The following is a 16,817-nucleotide window of genomic DNA, read 5'->3' as shown; positions in this document are numbered from 1 at the left end:
ACGCCGGCGCGGTCTTTTCACGGAACCTCCGGCGGCCACCTCCCGGACGCCGGCGCGCGGGCTCCTCGCGGAACCTTCCGCGTGGGCCTCCCGGAAGCCTCACGCGCGGGCCACTCTCAGCCCGTCGCGTGAGCCTCCGGGAGACCCCGCACGCGGATCGCCCGGTCAGCCGGAGACGCCGAGGCGCTCCAGGATGAGCTCGCGGGCGCGGCCCGCGTCGGCCTTGCCCCTGCTCGCCTTCATGACACCGCCGACCAGGGCGCCGACGGCGGCGACCTTGCCGCTGCGGACCTTGTCGGCCGCGTCGGCGTTGCTCGCCAGGACCTGGTCGATGATCTCCATGAGCTCGCCCTCGTCGTTGACGATCTGCAGGCCGCGGGCGGCCACCACCTCGTCGGGCGAGCCCTCACCGTTCAGCACGCCCTCAAGCACCTGGCGGGCCAGCTTGTCGTTCAGCGCTCCCCCGGCGACCATCGCGCACACCCTGGCGATCTGGTCGGGGGTGATGCTCAGCGCGCTCAGCGGGAGCCCGGCCTCGTTGGCGCGGCGGGCCAGCTCACCCATCCACCACTTGCGGGCGTCCGCGGGCGGGGCGCCCGCGGCGACCGTCGCCTCGACCAGGGAGATGGCGTCGGCGTTGTGCATGGAGGCCATGTCCAGGTCGGAGACGCCCCACTCCTGCTGGAGCCGCTTGCGCCGCGCGCCCGGCAGCTCGGGCAGGGCGGCCTTGAGGGTCGCGACCCACGCGGGGTCGGGGGCGATCGGCACCAGGTCGGGCTCGGGGAAGTAGCGGTAGTCCTGCGCCTCCTCCTTGGACCGTCCCGAGGTGGTGGTGCCGGTGTTCTCGTGGAAGTGACGGGTCTCCTGGATGATCCGGCCGCCGTCGGCCAGGATCGCGGCCTGACGCTCGATCTCACCCCGTACGGAACGCTCGACGCTGCGCAGCGAGTTGACGTTCTTGGTCTCGGTGCGGGTGCCCCACTCCGAGGAGCCGCGCGGCATGAGGGAGACGTTCACGTCGAAGCGCATGGAGCCCTCCTCCATGCGCACGTCGGAGACACCGAGACCGCGCACCAGCTCACGCAGCTCGGTGCCGTAGGCGCGGGCGACCTCAGGGGCGAGCCTGTCGGTCCCCGGGATCGGCTTGGTGACGATCTCCACCAGCGGGATGCCCGCCCGGTTGTAGTCGACGATCGAGTAGTCGGCGCCGTGGATGCGGCCGGTCGCGCCACCCACGTGGGTGGACTTGCCGGTGTCCTCCTCCAGGTGGACGCGCTCGATCTCGATCCTGACGGTCTTGCCGTCGACCTCGACGTCGAGGTAGCCGTCGAAGCAGAGCGGCTCGTCGTACTGGCTGATCTGGTAGTTCTTCGGCATGTCCGGATAGAAGTAGTTCTTCCGGGCGAAGCGGCACCACTCGGCGATGGAGCAGTTGAGCGCGAGACCGATGCGGATCGTCGCCTCGATCGCGGCGGCGTTCGCCGTCGGCAGCGAGCCGGGCAGCGCCAGGCAGACCGGACAGACGTGCGTGTTCGGCGGTGCGCCGAACGCGGTCGGGCAGCCGCAGAACATCTTCGACGCCGTACCCAGCTCGACGTGCGTCTCCAGGCCGAGCACCGGCTCGAAGCGCTCCAGCGCCTCGTCGTACGGCATCAACGTCTCAGCGCTCATTGTCGTTCACCGCTCCTCGCTCGCTACGCGGAGCGCTCGTCCCTCGCGCGCCACTCCGCTCACTGCGTCGGGCTCTCTCAGCGCTCATTGTCGTTCACCATTTCCATAGAAAACGTCACAGATATCCAAGTCCCTTCAACGCGTTCCTCGTCTCGGCCACCCAGTTCGCGTAGGCGGGCACCTGGGCCAGAACGGCGAGGTCGATGTTGCGTCCTATGTACTCGAAGTAGTCGCGGGCGGGCTTGCCGCGCTGGGGGACGGTCGTGGCCAGCACCCCCGCGGGGTCGGAGATCCTCTCGACGTCGCGAGGTCGCGCGGGCAGCCTGCTGAGGTCGCTGCCCTCCAGTTTCGCCCACGCGGCGGGGTCGGCGAGCATCCAGCCTTCGGTCTCGCCCATTCCGATCACCGGCACGAGGTAGTGCGAGTGGTAGCGGACCCCCTCTCTGCGGCGGCGCTCCCGCTCGTCTTCGTGCGTGAAGAGCAGGTGGCAGTCGGCCGCGAGCTCCTCCAGCGCGGTGACCAGGTGATCCCGGTCACAGGAGACGACCTCCGTCGCCTCGACGTCCACGGCGTACGGCGACATCCAGGTGAGCTCGCGCAGCTGCCTGGAGATCAGGACGCCGAGGAAGCCCTCGTCGACCTCCCCTTCCGCGATGAGTCCCGGCACCAGGGGGCGGCTGCTCATGCCGCCGCTCCCAGGTATTCGCGGACCTGCCGGGGCGAGACGAACGTTCCCGGCTCGCCGTCCGGCTGGATCGACTTGGCCACGGTCACCCGCGAGACCCGATCGTTGTCGGGGTCGACGCGGACCGCGGTGTCGAGGAACGTGAGCGCGTCCGGCTCGGTCCGGTAGACCTCGGCGACGACGATCGGGGACTGACTGGTGAGGATGAGCTGCCGCAACGGCTCGGGACCTCCGGGCACGGTGATCCGGCGGCGCACCCGCCGGAGCAGCTCGCCGAGGCGGGCCGGGTGGACACCGTTCTCGATCTCCTCCACCAGCAGCGTGCCCGGGTGGTCGGGATCGTGCAGGGCGGTGAGAAGGCCGAGGATCCGCAGGGTGCCGTCGGACAGCAGCGCTGCGGGAACCGCTCCCTGGCCGTCGACGAGCAGCTCGAAGGAGCACTCCCCGCGCTCGACGCGCGGCACCAGGTCGATCACGTCGGGAACCACCCCGGCGAGATCGGCCGCGAGGTCGGCCAGCGCCCCCGTACCCGCCATCCGCCCGAGCACCGCGGCCAGGTTCGCGCCGTCGGCCGCGAGCGGCCCCCGGTCGGCCGAGGGGCACCGGCGGCGCATCGCCGCGGGTGACGGCGAGTATCGCCGCCACGACTGGACCGTACGGCGAGGCGTGCCCTCCGGGTCGGGGTCCTCGACCATGAGCTCCAGCAGCTCCTCGGGGATCCGCTGGACCGCGTGGCTGACGACGGCACCGCTGGATCTGGGGATCTTCAGCACCATCTCCGCGCCCACGTCGAACCTGACCGGGACCACGGAGCCCGGCTCCGGGGTGACCAGCGCCTCCACCGAGACGACGAACCCCGGCACCGCCGAGCCGTGGGCGACCCGGTGGAACTGCTCCCCGGGCAGCCCTCGGGTCGCCCCGAGCAGCCCCCCGGAACCTTCGATCTCGGCCGCCACGAACCCCACGGCGTCGAAGAGGTTCGACTTGCCGCTCGCGTTGGGACCGACCAGCGCGAGGAAGGGCGGCACATCGAGATCGAAGCTCAAGAAGGACTTGAACCCGTCGATCTCGATCCGAGTGATCATGCCACCGTTCTCCCTGTCACCTGTCTCCCCCTCGCCCCACGATCCCGGAAAAGCCCTACAGCTCCGGTGCTTTGGACAGCAGGTCGCCGCCCCACCGGCTCTGGAGCGCCTTCTCCACCGCGGCGCCGACCCGGTAGCAGCGGTCGTCGCCGAGCACCGGGGCCATGATCTGCAGACCGACGGGCAGTCCGTCCTCGTCGGCCAGGCCGCACGGCACGGAGATCGCCGCGTTGCCCGCCAGGTTGGTCGGGATGGTGCACAGGTCGGCCAGGTACATCGCCATGGGGTCGTCGGCGCGCTCGCCGATCGGGAACGCCGTGGTGGGCGTCGTCGGCGAGATGAGCACGTCCACCTGCTGGAAGGCGGCCTCGAAGTCGCGCGCGATGAGCGTGCGGACCTTCTGCGCCTGCCCGTAGTAGGCGTCGTAGTAACCGCTGGACAGCGCGTACGTGCCCAGGATGATGCGGCGCTTGACCTCGGGGCCGAAGCCCTGCGCGCGGGTCAGGGCCATGACCTCCTCGGCGCTGCGGGTGCCGTCGTCGCCGACGCGCAGGCCGTAGCGCATCGCGTCGAAGCGGGCCAGGTTGGAGGAGCACTCCGAGGGGGCGATGAGGTAGTACGCCGGGAGCGCGGTGGTGAACGACGGGCAGGAGACCTCGAAGACCTTCGCGCCCAGCGACTCCAGCAGCTCCACGGTCTCGTGGAAGCGCGCGAGCACGCCCGCCTGGTAGCCGTCGCCGCCGAACTCCTTGACCACGCCGATGCGCAGCCCGGCCACGTCGCCGTTGCGCGCCGCCTCGACGACCGAGGGCACCGGGGCGTCGACGGAGGTGGAGTCCATGACGTCGTGCCCGGAGAACGCCTCGTGCAGCAGCGCCGCGTCGAGCACGTTGCGGGCGAAGGGGCCCGGGGTGTCGAGCGAGCTCGCGAAGGCGATCAGGCCGTATCGGGACGAACCACCGTAGGTGGGCTTCATGCCCACGATGCCGGTGACCGCGGCGGGCTGGCGGATCGAACCGCCGGTGTCGGTGCCGGTGGACAGCGGGGCCTCGTACGCGGCGACCGCGGCGGAGGAGCCGCCCGAGGAGCCGCCGGGGATGCGGGAGAGGTCCCAGGGGTTGTGGGTGACGCCGTACGCCGAGTTCTCGGTGGAGGAGCCCATCGCGAACTCGTCGAGGTTGGTCTTGCCGAGGATCACCAGCCCGGACTCGCGCAGGCGGCGGGTCACGGTCGCGTCGTACGGCGGCTTCCAGCCCTGGAGGATCTTCGATCCGGCCGTGGTCGGCATGTCCCTGGTGGTGAAGACGTCCTTGTGCGCGATCGGCACCCCGGCCAGCGGGCCGAGCTCCTCGCCGGCGGCCCTGCGGGCGTCGACGGCGCGCGCCTGTTCCAGGGTCGTCTCGGCGTCGACGTGGAGGAAGGCGTTCACCTTCGGCTCGACGGCGGCCATCCGGTCGAGGTGGGCCTGGGCGACCTCGACGGCGGAGACCTCACCGCTCGCGATCAGCGCGCCGAGGTCCGCGGCGGACTTGCGGATGAGGCTCATGCTTCCTCCCCGAGGATGCGCGGGACGCGGAAGCGGTCGTCCTCGACCGCCGGGGCGCCGGACAGCGCCTCCTGCGGCGTCAGACTGGGTCGCACCTCGTCGGGACGGTAGACGTTGGTGAGAGGGAGCGCGTGCGAGGACGGCGGGATGTCGTCGGCCGCCACCTCGGCGACGCGGGCGACCGCACCGATGATCACATCGAGCTGGGCGGCGAAGTGGTCGAGCTCCTCGTCGGCCAGCGCCAGCCGGGACAGCCGGGCGAGGTGAGCGACCTCGTCGCGGGTTATGGCGGACATGAGTCGTTGAACCCGTTTCGTGGAATGGCAATTGGACACTGTCATCCTATGGCTCGCGACCTGAGGGTCCCGACTCATTAACACGGCCGCAACCGAGCGAAGATCTCTTACTCAGGGCGGTCAGACCGCGTCCGGGCCGTCACCCCTCGCGGGAAACCCCCCGAAGTCCGCCGGTGCGGGTCCGGACGGGGTCGCGACCACGATCCCGACGGGCCGTCGATCGCGAATCGGCTTCCGTCACGGACTCGGGCGACGTCCGGCGAGAACCTTACGCGCCGGAGGGAGCGGCCCGTCTCGTCCCGTGCGAACGGTCGGCCGTGCGCCTTTCCTGAGGAGATCGCGGAGCACGCTCCTCATCGCGTAGAAGCGTACTTCTTAGAAGTACGCTTCCATCTTCCTTCGCCGACAATACTATCGCCAGCGATAGTATTGTCGGCGATAGTATCGCCGATGGAAGTATTGGGGGAGGCGTGGGCGAGTTCATCGGCAGGGAGCGCGAGCTGGCGGCTCTCGGTTCCCTGCTCGACCGCGTCCGGACGGAGGCGACGACCGGGCGTCCCGGGCGGTGCGTGCTGATCCGGGGACGCAGGCGGATCGGCAAGTCGGCCCTGGCCGAGGAGTTCATCGCCCGCAGCGGCCTGCCGTCGCTCTTCTACACCTCTGCGCGGGCGGACGCCCAGAGCGAGCTCCACCAGATCATGGCCGATGTCGCGATGTCGGACCTGCCGGGCAGGAACACGTTCCTGGAGGCGGCACCCGGCACCTGGAACGGAGCACTGCAGCTGCTGGCGGACGCGCTTCCCGACGACAGCCCGTCCATCGTCGTGATCGACGAGGTCCCCTATCTCATGGACCGCGTCGACGCCTTCGAGGGACTGCTCCAGCGCGCCTGGGACCGGTTTCTCAGCCGCAAGCCCGTGCTGCTGATCCTCATCGGATCCGACCTGTCCATGATGGAGGCGCTGAACAGCTACGAGCGCCCCTTCCACCAGCGTGGCACCGAGATGATCGTCGGGCCGCTCAACCCCGGTGAGATCCAGCAGATGCTCCGCCTCACGGCCGCCGACGCGTTCGACGCGGCCCTCGTCACCGGCGGTCTCCCGCTCGTCTGCGGGGAGTGGCCTCGTGGGGCGTCGCTCTGGGAATATCTGCACGCCGCCCTGACAAACCCGGTCTCGGCCCTTCTGGTGTCCGCCGAGCGCTCCCTCGCGGCCGAGTTCCCCTCCGCCGCCCAGGCGAGTGAGGTGCTCCGGGCCATCGGCAGCGGCGAGCGCACGTTCACCAACATCGCCAGAAGCGCGGGCGGGATCTCGCACAGCACCCTCTCCAGGGCGGCCGAGCTTCTCACCTCCAAGGGGATCGTCACCGGTGACCTGCCGCTGTCCACCCGCCCTTCCAAAGAGCGCCGATACCGCGTGACCGACCCGTACCTGCGCTTCTGGCTCCACTTCGTCCGGCCGCACATGCCCGAGATAGAGCGTCGCAGGGGTGACCTGACCATGCGGCGGGTCGCCTCGCAGTGGAGCAGCTGGCGAGGCCGAGCCGTGGAACCTCTCATCCGCGAGTCACTGGCCCGGCTGCTCCCCGACGACCGGTTGCCGGAGGCGCCGGCGATCGGCTCCTACTGGACCAGGAGCAACGACGTGGAGATCGACATCGTGGGTGCGGACAGGGGGCCGATCGCCCGGCGGCTGTGTTTCCTGGGGTCGATCAAGTGGCTGGAGAACGCCTCGTTCGACGACCACGACCTCGCCGCCCTGGCCGGACACCGAGCGGCCTTGACGGACGAGCCCGTCCCGCTCGTCGCGGTCTCGCGCGGCGGAGTCTCCTGCGCCGGCCTCACCGCCGCGTACGGCCCCGATGATCTCATCCGGGCGTGGAGCTGACCCCGTTGCCGGCAGGTACCTCATCGTCGCGAGTCGGCGGCCGTGTTCGCTCCGGCGCGGCGGGTGATCACCCCCGGGCCGATCGGGGGGCACGCGGGGCGGTGCGGCCGGGACATCAGGGTGCGTGGACGTCCCCCGACTGCATGGCGGCCCGCCCCAAGGACGACCTAGGCCCTCTGGGGATCGAGGATCTCGGTGCGGCGCAGGAAGCCCAGGTCATGGGTGGCGATGGCTCGATGTTCGCGCAACCATACGGTCGCGTCGGCAGCGGACATGGGTTCGGCGAACAACCAGCCCTGGCCGAGGTCGCAGCCCATGTCGGCCAGACGCTTGGCCACCTCCTCCGACTCGACACCCTCGGCGACCGAGCGCAACCCGAGGGAGCGGACCAGGTCGATGATGGAGCGGACGATCCGCTCGTCGTCCTTGGACTCGCCGATGCGGCGGACGAACGAGGAGTCGATCTTGACCTCGGAGACGGGAAGGCGCTGCAGGCGCACCAGCGAGGAGTAGCCGGTGCCGAAGTCGTCCAGCGCGAGCGGCACCCCCAGCGCGGTGAGGGCTCGGACGGCCCCGTCGGTGTACGCCTGGTCGGTCATCAGGATGCGTTCGGTGACCTCCAGCTGGATCGCCTTGGGCGGCAGCCGGTAGCGCGCCAGCCCCTCCCCCAGCTGGTCGGAGAGAGCGCAGTCGAGCAGGTCGCGGGCCGAGACGTTGACGGAGATCTGCTCGTGCAGGCCGGTGTGCCACCAGTGGGCGGCCTGCTCCAGCGCGGCGTCGATGACGTATCCGGTGAGGTGGCGCATCAGATAGGACTGCTCGGCCATCGGCACGAACTCCCCCGGAGGGATCATCCCCCGCTCGGGGTGGCGCCACCGCAGCAGTGCCTCCACGCCCCTGACCTGCCCTCCCTCCAGGTCGAGCTTGGGCTGGTAGTGCAGCCGGAGCTCGGAGCGGTCGATCGCCCTGCGCAGGTCGCCGAGAAGATTGAGGCGTTCCGGACTGTTGCGGTCCTTGTCGGCGGCGTAGATCTCGACCCCGCTCCTGCTCTCCTTCGCGAGATACATCGCCACGTCGGAGCGTTGCAGGAGCATCTCGAAGTCGGGGGCGTGGTCGGGGTAGATGGCGATGCCGAACGAGGCGTCCAGGTCGAAGCTCATGCCCTCCAGCCGGACCGGCTCGGTGATCGCCACCCGCAGGCGGGCCGCCACCTCCCTGGCCGCCGTGGCGTCCCGCACCGAGGGCAGCAGGACGGCGAACTCGTCGCCGCCGAGCCTGGCGACCACGTCGCCGGGCCGGACGCTGTGGGTGAGGCGGTGCGCGACCAGTTGCAGGAGCCGGTCGCCGACCGGGTGCCCGAGGGTGTCGTTGATCTCCTTGAACCTGTCGAGGTCGAGCAGGAACAGGCCGACCCGCTCGCCGTCGCGCGCCTCGGCGAGCGCCTCCTCCGTGCTGAGCACGAGCATCTTGCGGTTGGGCAGCCCGGTCAGCACGTCGTGCGTCGCCTGGTGGTCGCGGCGGACCGACATGGTGGCGGTGAAGTAGACCGCCACCATCGGCGCCAGGAAGAGCGGCACCAGGGCCGGTGAGTGGTTCATCACCACCACGACGAGCGGGGCGAGGCCGAGCAGCCCCGTGTAGACGAGGCTCTGGTGGCCGACGGTGGTCCTGATCACCCGGTAGATCGACCTGCGCTCGTGCAGCGCCACCGCGCCGGAGACCAGCAGGGCCCGGATGACGAAGTAGGCGAGCCCGGCCAGCCCGATCGCGAGTAGGTCGGAGCCCGTCGGCACCCAGGCGGTCGCCGTGACAGGCCGGTCGCCGAACAGCCCGAGCACCAGCCCGGCCGCACCGCAGGCCATCGTCACCTGCGCGATGTTGAACATGATCCGATGGATCGCCTTGCGGGTGACGGCCCCGTTGACGATCATGGCGACCGCCTGCAGCAGCACGGCGACCGGCAGGCCGTAGTGGAGCAGCGCGGCGAAGGTGAACATGGTCGACGGGTAGGTGCCCCCCACCGTCATCGACGACGACAGGACCACCGGCCGCAACTCGCCCAGCACGATGAGGGCCGCGAGCATCCAGAACAGCGGGCTGCGGACGAGCTCCGCGGCCTCGGCCACGTTCATGCTCAGCAGGGATACGGCGAGCGCGGTGAACCCGATCGTGATGACGACGGCGAGATAGGCCCACAGGGGCGTCCCCGGTCGCGGTCCGGTGTCGCGAGTGTCGGTTGGGTCGGCCATGAGTAACAAAACCCCCATTAGTTCACTATGGGAGAGTACGGCCTACGGGCCACTTCGCGGAACCGATTGCGCACGTTCTGTCACTATCAATTCGCACGTTTTTGAGACACAAGTCTGGGGTGACCCCTACTCCTCAGGCTTCACCGTGACCTCCGACGCCGCCTCGGGCCCCTCGCTCAGCAGAACCCGCAGGCCCGCCTCGTCGAGGATCGGCACGCCGAGCTTGACCGCCTTGTCGAACTTGGAACCGGCGTTCTCCCCCACCACCACGAAGGAGGTCTTCTTCGACACCGACGCCGAGACCTTGCCGCCGCGGGCGGCCAGGGCCTCGCCCGCCTCGTCACGGGTGAAGTCGGCGAGCGTGCCGGTCACCACGAAGGTGAGACCGGCCAGGGTCTGCGGGAGCTGCTCGGCCGGAGGGTCGTCGACCATCCGGACTCCGGCCGCGGCCCACCTGTCGACGATCTCCCGGTGCCAGTCGACCGTGAACCAGTCGTGGATCGCCGCGGCCACGCGCGGGCCGACGCCCTCGACGGCGGCGAGCTCCTCCTCCGACGCCTCCGCGATCGCGGGGATCGAGCGGAACTCGTCGGCGATCGCCTGGGCCGTCGGAGGACCGACATGCCGGATGGAGAGCGCGACGAGCACCCGCCAGACCGGCTGGGTCTTCGCCTTCTCCAGCTGCTCCAGCATCTTCTCCGCGTTCTTGCTCGGCTCGCCGCTCTGGTTGGCGAAGAAGGTGACGACCTTCGGCTCGCCGCTCTCCGGATCGGTTTTGGGCAGGCCGGTGTCGGGGTCGCGGACCACCGACCTGATCGGCAGCAGCCGATCCATCGTCAGGTCGAACAGGTCGGCCTCGGTGCGGACCGGCGGCTCCTGCGGCGGCAGCGGCTGGGTCAGCGCGGTGGCCGCCACGTAGCCGAGCCCTTCGACGTCGAACGCCCTGCGTCCGGCCGCGAAGAAGATGCGCTCGCGGAGCTGGGCGGGGCACGCCCTGGTGTTGGGGCAGCGCAGGTCGGCGTCGCCCTCCTTCTCGTACGCCAGCAGGGTGCCGCACTCCGGGCAGTGCTCCGGCATCACGAACTCACGCTCGGTGCCGTCACGCAGGTCGACGACCGGGCCGACGATCTCGGGAATGACGTCGCCCGCCTTGCGCAGCACCACGGTGTCACCGATCAGCACGCCCTTGCGCGCCACCTCGGAGGCGTTGTGCAGCGTGGCCCGCTCGACCGTGGAACCCGCCACGACGATCGGCTCCATGACGCCGTACGGGGTGACCCTGCCGGTGCGGCCCACCGCGACCTGGATGTCGAGGAGCTTCGTGTTGACCTCCTCCGGCGGGTATTTGTAGGCGATCGCCCAGCGCGGGGCCCTGCTGGTCGAGCCCAGGTTGTGCTGCAGCTCGATGCGGTTGACCTTGACCACGACGCCGTCGATCTCGTAGGCCGGGTCGTGGCGGTGCTCGCGGTAGAACTCGATGAAGCCGTTGATGCCGTCGAGATCGTCGACGACCCGGTAGAGGTCGCTGACCGGCAGGCCGAACCCGCCGAGCCGTTCGTAGATCTCCGACTGGGTGCGGGGCGCGGCGGCACCCTCCCACTTGCCGATCCCGTGAACGATCATGTAGAGCGGCCGCTGGGCGGTGATGCGTGGGTCCTTCTGCCGCAGGGAGCCCGCCGCGGAGTTACGCGGGTTGGCGAACGGCGCCTTGCCCGCCTCGACCAGCTGCTCGTTGAGCTTCTCGAACTCCTCGACGGGGATGTAGACCTCGCCCCTCACCTCCACCACGTCGGGCACGTCGTCGCCGGTCAGGCGGTGGGGGATGTTGGCGATCGTGCGGACGTTGGCCGTCACGTCGTCGCCGACGCGGCCGTCGCCCCTGGTCGCACCCCTGGTGAGGCGCCCCTTCTCGTAGAGCAGCGCGATCGCCAGGCCGTCGATCTTCAGCTCGCACAGGTAGGGCGCGGGGTCGCGCTCGGCCAGCCGCTCGGCCCTCGCCCGCCAGGAGGCGAGGTCGTCGGCGTTGAAGGCGTTGTCGAGGCTCTCCATGCGCTGCAGGTGACTGACCGGGGTGAAGTCGCTGGAGATCGGCGCGCCGATCTTCTGGGTGGGCGAGTCGGGCGTGCGCAGGCTCGGGCTCCGCTCCTCCAGCTCGCGCAGCTCACGCATCCACCCGTCATACTGCGCGTCGCTCACGGTCGGCGAGTCGAGCACGTGGTAACGCCAGTTGGCCTCCTCGACCAGCTCCGTCAGCTCCGCGTGCCGCTCCAGCGCCGACACCGGCACACCCTCGACCTCAGCGCCCATCGCCCGCTTCTCCCCTCGTCGTGACCCGAGACAGTCGTGGCCCATGACAAACGTATCTTCGGGCACCGACAACGCGACCCCGTCATTGCCCCGAGTTGGACAAGCCCGAGCCACCCCCGTCCGGGCGCCCGCGCGAGATCACTCGCCGGGGTCGTCCCGCAGCACGGCGGCGGCCTTGCGGCAGGCGGCCAGGGCAGCCCTGGCGTAGGCGGGCGAGGCCCCGGCCAGCCCGCAGGCGGGGGTGAGCACGACCTGCGAGGCGAGGGTCGAGGAGGGGAAGCCGAGGCGGCGCCAGAGCCCGACGGCGGGTTCGGCGACCGCGCCGACGTCCGGGATCGCGGAGTCCACGCCCGGTACGACGCCGAGGAACAGGGCGGTCCCGGCCTCGACGGTCTCGCCGATCGCGTCCTCGTCGCGTCTCCTCATCAGGTGGGCGTCCAGCGAGACGCCTCCCACACCCGCCGTGCGCAGGACCCCGAAGGGCACGCCGGGGGCGCAGCAGTGCACGACCGTGAACGTCTCCGCGGGGAACACCGCGCCGAGCCGGTCGGCGACGATCTGACGGTCGACGGCGGCGAGCCGCCCGAAGCCCGAGGCCGTCGGCACCGTACCCCGCAGGACGCCGGGCAGCCCCGGCTCGTCGATCTGCACCACGATCCGCGAGGCGCCGGGAACCCTGCGGCGCACGTCGGCGACGTGCGCGGTGAGCCCTTCCGCCAGGGATTCCACCAGGTCGCGCACCGCTCCCGGGTCGGCGAGCGTCTTGTCGCCGTGCCTGAGCTCGATCGCCCCTGCCAGCGTCCACGGCCCGCACACCTGGATCTTGAAGGGCCCCTCGTATCCCTGGGCCACCTCCTCCAGGCCGTCGAGGTCGCGTACGAGATGGTCGCGGGCGCGCTTGAAGTCGCGTCCCGGCCGGTCGGCGAAGCGCCAGCCGGACGGCTGCACCTCGACGGGCAGGTCCAGCAGGAGTGACGCGGTGCGCCCGATCATGTCGGCGCCGACACCGCGGGCCGGTAGTTCCGGCAGGTACGGCAGCGCGGGTGACTCCCCGAAGGCGACCCTGACCGCCTCGGCGTGATCCTCACCCGGATGCGACCCGATGCCGGTCGCGGTGGCCTCGCCCCATGGGTACTGGCTCAAAACTGCTCCTGGTTTCGCGTGGGGACGTGGGCGGGAACCCGCCGGCGCCTGCTCGGCTCCCCCGCCCAGGCCAGCCTATGGCCGCCGGATCGCGTCTCCGGCCGTGGCGATCCCGCCGCACCGTGACGGCGTGCGATCAAGCTGAGTAGGGTGCTGCCCGGTATTCACCCTTTTCTGGGGCCTTATCGCTCCGGAAGCGTCTCGGTGCGGGGCCGTTTCGCTCGGGGGACCGTTCGTGCTGGTTCGTTCTGGGGGCGTTTCGTGATCGGTCGGATGCTCGTCACGATGCTGGTGCTGGCGGCGGTCGCCGCGCCACCGGCCGTGGCGAAGAGTACAGAGGCGAAGGGTACGGAGGCGGAGACCGCGGCACGGGCCGCCGCGACGGCGGGGACGGCCTCGGCGGGCAGCGCGGGTACGGCGACCGCGGGGGGCGTTTCGACGGCGAAGGGCGGGGTGGGCAGCGCGGGTACGGCGACCGTGGGCGCTTCGACGGCGAGGGGCGGGGCGGGAACCCCGGGAACGTCCGCGCCCGCCAAATGCAACCCCCGGCGCGGCACGACCAGCATCGGGGAGTCCTGGGCCCAGCGCCGGCTCAGCCTCCCCGAGGTGTGGGAGCTGACCAAGGGGGCCGGGGTGACCGTCGCGGTCGTCGACAGCGGGGTGGACACCAGGCATCCCCAGCTGAGGAGGACCCGGTCGATCGACCTGACCGCGACCGGTGCCCGCGACTGTCTCGGCCACGGCACCGCGGTGGCGGGCATCATCGCGGCGGCCGAGATCAAGGGGGTGCCCTTCACCGGGGTCGCGCCGCAGGCGAAGCTGATCTCCATCAAGCAGACCTCGGACGGTACCGGCGACGTGGGCCGGCTGGCCGCGGCCATCGTGCGGGCCGCCGAGCTGGGCGCCGACGTGATCAACGTGTCGGTCCAGGCGGGCGACCAGGCCGACCTGCGCGACGCGGTCGCCTACGCCCTCGCCATGGACGCGGTCGTGGTGGCCGCGGCCGGCAACGTGCAGAAGGAGGACGGCACCCCCGCGCCCGCCTACCCGGCCGCCTACGAGGGGGTCCTCTCGGTCGGGGCCGCCGGTCCCGACGGCGCGAGGGCCGACTCCTCCAACGCCGTCACCCCCGTCTCCGTCCTGGCTCCGGGCCGGAACGTGACGAGCACCTGGGCCGGGCGGACCTACCGCGAGGACCTGGAGGGAACCAGCTTCGCCGCCCCGTACGTGGCCGGTGTGGTCGCGCTGGTCCGGGCCCGCCATCCCGGGCTGGACAACGTGCGGGTACGGCGGCGCGTCGAGTTGACCGCCGACGGCGGCGCGGGGGCGGGTACCGGCGCGGGGATGGTCAACCCGCTGCTGGCGGTCTCGGCGATCCTGCCGTCCGAGCAGGTGGCGCTCGCGCCGCGCCTCGCCGCCCCGCTGCCGGGAAACGTGGTGCGGCCCGCACCTCCCGAGGATTCCCGGGCCGTCTCGATCTCGATCTGGGTCGCGCTGGGAGCGCTCGTCGTGGGCGTTCTGGTGACCGTGGCGGGCATCGCGATACCGATGGGACGCCGCAGGGGTTGGCGACCGGGCACCATTGACCGCCAAACGTAACGAACAGGACTAAAAATACGATCTGGTGCGGCAAATTTGGTTGGATGGTGCCCGATTAGTTTAAAGCGGCTTTATTGACAGCTGTGCTGGAAGGAATGCAATGGGGTATTTACACCCATTACTACCCGAAGATCCCAAGCGCATCGGTGTGTACATCCTGGTCGGCCGGCTCGACCAGGATCCAGGACACGCCGCCTACCTGGGACATCTTCCCGACGACGACATCATCCGCGTCATCCGCCTCCTCCCCGCCGAACCCGGGGCTCCCGACCCCAGGACACGGGAGCGGATCACCAACGAACTGCACGCCGCCAAGCGCGCGTCCGGAGCCCACGCCGCGAGACTGCTGGAGGTCGGCTGGTTCGACGACCGCCCGTACGTGGTCCGCGAGCACATCGAGGGACCCACGCTGCGGCAGGCGGTGGCCGAGGGCGGGCCGCTCACCGGGGACGCGCTGGAGCGGTTCGCCACCGGCACGCTCACCGCGCTGACCGCCCTCCACCTGTCCGGCCTCGCCCACGGGTCCCTCACCCCCGACACCGTGCTCCTCGGCCCGGACGGTCCCCGCGTCTTCGACATCGGGCTCGAACCCGTCACGGGCGAGCGGGAGCCGGACTACCGGGCCCCCGAGCACATTCGCGAGGAGGCCACCTCCGCGCCGGAGGCGAGCAAGCCCGCCGACCTCTTCGCCTGGGCGGCCACGGTCGTCTACGCCGCGACCGGACGGCCGCCCTTCGGCGGACTTGCCGAGAAGGTCCGGGAAGGCCACGCGGACCTGACCGGCCTGCCCGCGGAGCTGAGGCCACTCCTCGCCTCCTGCCTGGACGCGCGAGCCCGGGAGCGCCCGGACGCCAAGGCCGCCATGCTGCGCCTGCTGGGCGAGCCGGAGGTCACGGACGCACCGGCTCCTCTCCCCGGCATCGCCACCGGTCCCGCGATCCCCTCTCCTCCCGGCCCTGTCTCCGGCGTCCTGGGGCTCCCGGGCGTCCCCGGCACCGTCTCGGATGCCGGAACGGAGATCGGGGCACCGGACACCGGCGCGGGGGCGCGGCCGGGCACGGGGATCACGGGGATCACGGGGGAAGACGACTCATCACGAGGCGAGCAGGTTCCCGGTGCCGCCGCACCGCGACAGGCGGAGCCCGCGACGTCGGTCTGGGGAGCTCCGCAGCTTCCCCAGGTCGCGTCGGCCGCTCCCGGAGCCCCGGACCCGGCACCCGCGAAGGCGGTCAAGGACCGTCCGAGGACGGGCAACTTCTCGATGGCGCTCGCCGCCTGCGTCGGTGTGATCGTCCTGCTCTCCGGGCTCGGGATCTGGGCCGCCGGACGATACACCGCCCTGAGCGAGCAGCGGGCCTCCGCCGACGGCGCGCTCCCCGAGGTCTCGCTCGGGCTGGTGGACCGGTCACGGAACGAGCCGCAGGGGCAGGACCCCGTGCAGAACACCGGGGAGAACCCCTCGGGCAAGGTGACCGTGCCCTGGGGTACGACGCCCGACCCCGAGGTCGCCGAGGTGGGGCCGCTGCAACTGCCGAGCGACGCACCCACCGAGCTGCCTCAGGTCCCGGACATCGGCATGTACACCAACCCTCCGCCCGTGCCGACGGCACCGCTCACCGAGGCTCCGAACGTGCCCGGGGTGCCGAGCCCCACGGCCGGGGTGCCCTCGGCGGCGGAGACGTCCGCCCCCGCGGCCCAGCCGACGCCGACACCGACACCGTCGTTGACCGTCGAGCCGGAGGGGCCCCCGACCGGAACGCCGACCCCCGAGCCGAGTCCCACCCCCACCCCGGCCCCGCCCGGCACCCCCGAACCGACGCCGACCGCGCCCAGGGGAACCCCGACGCCGACCCCCACCATCGCGCCGACCCGTCCGGCCGCGAGACCGACGTCGTCCCCTGCCCCACCGTCCTGGAAGCCCTCGCACACCGCACGGCCCTCATGGACGTTCAGGCCCTCGCAGACGGCCAGGCCCTCGTGGACGTTCTCGCCCCCGAGTCCTTCGTCGTCCGCGCCGGCGCGGCGCGCCAACCCCTACACGCCGGAGAAGGTCTGCGGGCCGGGCTTCGTCGTGCAGCGGCAGTCCCCGTTCACGGGCGGGACTGTCTACCAGCTCTTCAACGCCGCCACGAAGAACACCTGCGTGGCCACCCTGAAGAACGAGAACGTGGGGGTCGCGTCCCCGCTCTGGGCCACCCTTGAGGTGCAGGGCAGCCGGGCCAAGACCGAACGAGGCAGCCACGAGTACTACCTGGGACCGATCATCGTCTCCGCCCAGGGCAAGTGCGTGCGCTTCAGCGGCGGTGGATCCGCCGGCTCCGCCTCCGTCGACTGGGGGAACTGCCGGTAA

Annotated in this window: 11 protein-coding genes; 3 read left to right on the top strand and 8 right to left on the bottom strand. The window is 71.2% G+C overall.

The features are described from left to right. Positions 1-165: 165 nt before the first annotated feature. The 5 genes from gatB to gatC form a co-directional block, all read right to left on the bottom strand. The gene (gene gatB / locus AB0B96_RS16445; protein WP_350947607.1) at positions 166-1,671 is read right to left on the bottom strand and encodes an Asp-tRNA(Asn)/Glu-tRNA(Gln) amidotransferase subunit GatB; all 1,506 of its coding nucleotides are present in this window, start codon (positions 1,669-1,671) and stop codon (positions 166-168) included. A gap of 115 nt (positions 1,672-1,786) precedes the next feature. After that, the gene (locus tag AB0B96_RS16440) at positions 1,787-2,356 is read right to left on the bottom strand and encodes a hypothetical protein (RefSeq protein WP_350947606.1); all 570 of its coding nucleotides are present in this window, start codon (positions 2,354-2,356) and stop codon (positions 1,787-1,789) included. Next, positions 2,353-3,441: an AAA family ATPase gene (locus AB0B96_RS16435; protein WP_362899412.1), complete on the bottom strand. Its 1,089-nt coding sequence runs from the start codon at positions 3,439-3,441 to the stop codon at positions 2,353-2,355. The genes AB0B96_RS16440 and AB0B96_RS16435 overlap by 4 nt, the downstream gene beginning before the upstream one ends. A 55-nt stretch (positions 3,442-3,496) precedes the next feature. Continuing rightward, positions 3,497-4,987, bottom strand: coding sequence for an Asp-tRNA(Asn)/Glu-tRNA(Gln) amidotransferase subunit GatA (gene gatA, locus AB0B96_RS16430; protein ID WP_362899410.1), 1,491 nt, complete (start codon positions 4,985-4,987; stop codon positions 3,497-3,499). After that, complete coding sequence (gene gatC / locus AB0B96_RS16425; protein WP_350947603.1) at positions 4,984-5,283, bottom strand: Asp-tRNA(Asn)/Glu-tRNA(Gln) amidotransferase subunit GatC; 300 nt, start codon at positions 5,281-5,283, stop codon at positions 4,984-4,986. The genes gatA and gatC overlap by 4 nt, the downstream gene beginning before the upstream one ends. A 470-nt stretch (positions 5,284-5,753) precedes the next feature. Between gatC and AB0B96_RS16420 the strand changes: the two genes are divergently transcribed. Further along, a complete protein-coding gene (locus AB0B96_RS16420) occupies positions 5,754-7,169 on the top strand; it encodes an ATP-binding protein (protein WP_362899408.1) in 1,416 nt (471 codons plus the stop codon). A gap of 167 nt (positions 7,170-7,336) precedes the next feature. Here the strand turns inward: AB0B96_RS16420 and AB0B96_RS16415 are convergent, their stop codons facing one another. The 3 genes from AB0B96_RS16415 to AB0B96_RS16405 form a co-directional block, all read right to left on the bottom strand. Then, positions 7,337-9,418 carry an EAL domain-containing protein gene (locus AB0B96_RS16415; protein ID WP_362899406.1) on the bottom strand — a complete coding sequence of 694 codons (2,082 nt, stop codon included), beginning with the start codon at positions 9,416-9,418 and terminating at the stop codon, positions 7,337-7,339. A 126-nt stretch (positions 9,419-9,544) separates the two neighbouring features. Then, the gene (ligA, locus tag AB0B96_RS16410) at positions 9,545-11,725 is read right to left on the bottom strand and encodes an NAD-dependent DNA ligase LigA (protein ID WP_362899404.1); all 2,181 of its coding nucleotides are present in this window, start codon (positions 11,723-11,725) and stop codon (positions 9,545-9,547) included. Positions 11,726-11,863: 138 nt separating this feature from the next. After that, complete coding sequence (locus AB0B96_RS16405; RefSeq protein WP_362899402.1) at positions 11,864-12,868, bottom strand: methionine synthase; 1,005 nt, start codon at positions 12,866-12,868, stop codon at positions 11,864-11,866. 261 nt (positions 12,869-13,129) lie between these two features. Between AB0B96_RS16405 and AB0B96_RS16400 the strand changes: the two genes are divergently transcribed. After that, positions 13,130-14,467: a S8 family serine peptidase gene (locus AB0B96_RS16400; protein WP_362899400.1), complete on the top strand. Its 1,338-nt coding sequence runs from the start codon at positions 13,130-13,132 to the stop codon at positions 14,465-14,467. Positions 14,468-14,567: 100 nt separating this feature from the next. Further along, positions 14,568-16,817: a serine/threonine protein kinase gene (locus AB0B96_RS16395; RefSeq protein WP_362899398.1), complete on the top strand. Its 2,250-nt coding sequence runs from the start codon at positions 14,568-14,570 to the stop codon at positions 16,815-16,817.

The organism is Streptosporangium sp. NPDC049046 (assembly GCF_040649155.1).
Lineage (GTDB): Bacteria > Actinomycetota > Actinomycetes > Streptosporangiales > Streptosporangiaceae > Streptosporangium.
This window is presented reverse-complemented; position numbering and strand designations above follow the sequence as displayed.

Excerpts from the sequence above, each read along its gene's own strand:
- gatC (WP_350947603.1), bottom strand. The coding sequence starts at position 5,283 with ATGTCCGCCATAACCCGCGACGAGGTCGCTCACCTCGCCCGGCTGTCC.
- ligA (WP_362899404.1), bottom strand. The coding sequence starts at position 11,725 with ATGGGCGCTGAGGTCGAGGGTGTGCCGGTGTCGGCGCTGGAGCGGCAC.
- gatA (WP_362899410.1), bottom strand. The coding sequence starts at position 4,987 with ATGAGCCTCATCCGCAAGTCCGCCGCGGACCTCGGCGCGCTGATCGCG.
- AB0B96_RS16435 (WP_362899412.1), bottom strand. The coding sequence starts at position 3,441 with ATGATCACTCGGATCGAGATCGACGGGTTCAAGTCCTTCTTGAGCTTC.
- AB0B96_RS16440 (WP_350947606.1), bottom strand. The coding sequence starts at position 2,356 with ATGAGCAGCCGCCCCCTGGTGCCGGGACTCATCGCGGAAGGGGAGGTC.
- AB0B96_RS16415 (WP_362899406.1), bottom strand. The coding sequence starts at position 9,418 with ATGGCCGACCCAACCGACACTCGCGACACCGGACCGCGACCGGGGACG.
- gatB (WP_350947607.1), bottom strand. The coding sequence starts at position 1,671 with ATGAGCGCTGAGACGTTGATGCCGTACGACGAGGCGCTGGAGCGCTTC.
- AB0B96_RS16395 (WP_362899398.1), top strand. The coding sequence starts at position 14,568 with ATGGGGTATTTACACCCATTACTACCCGAAGATCCCAAGCGCATCGGT.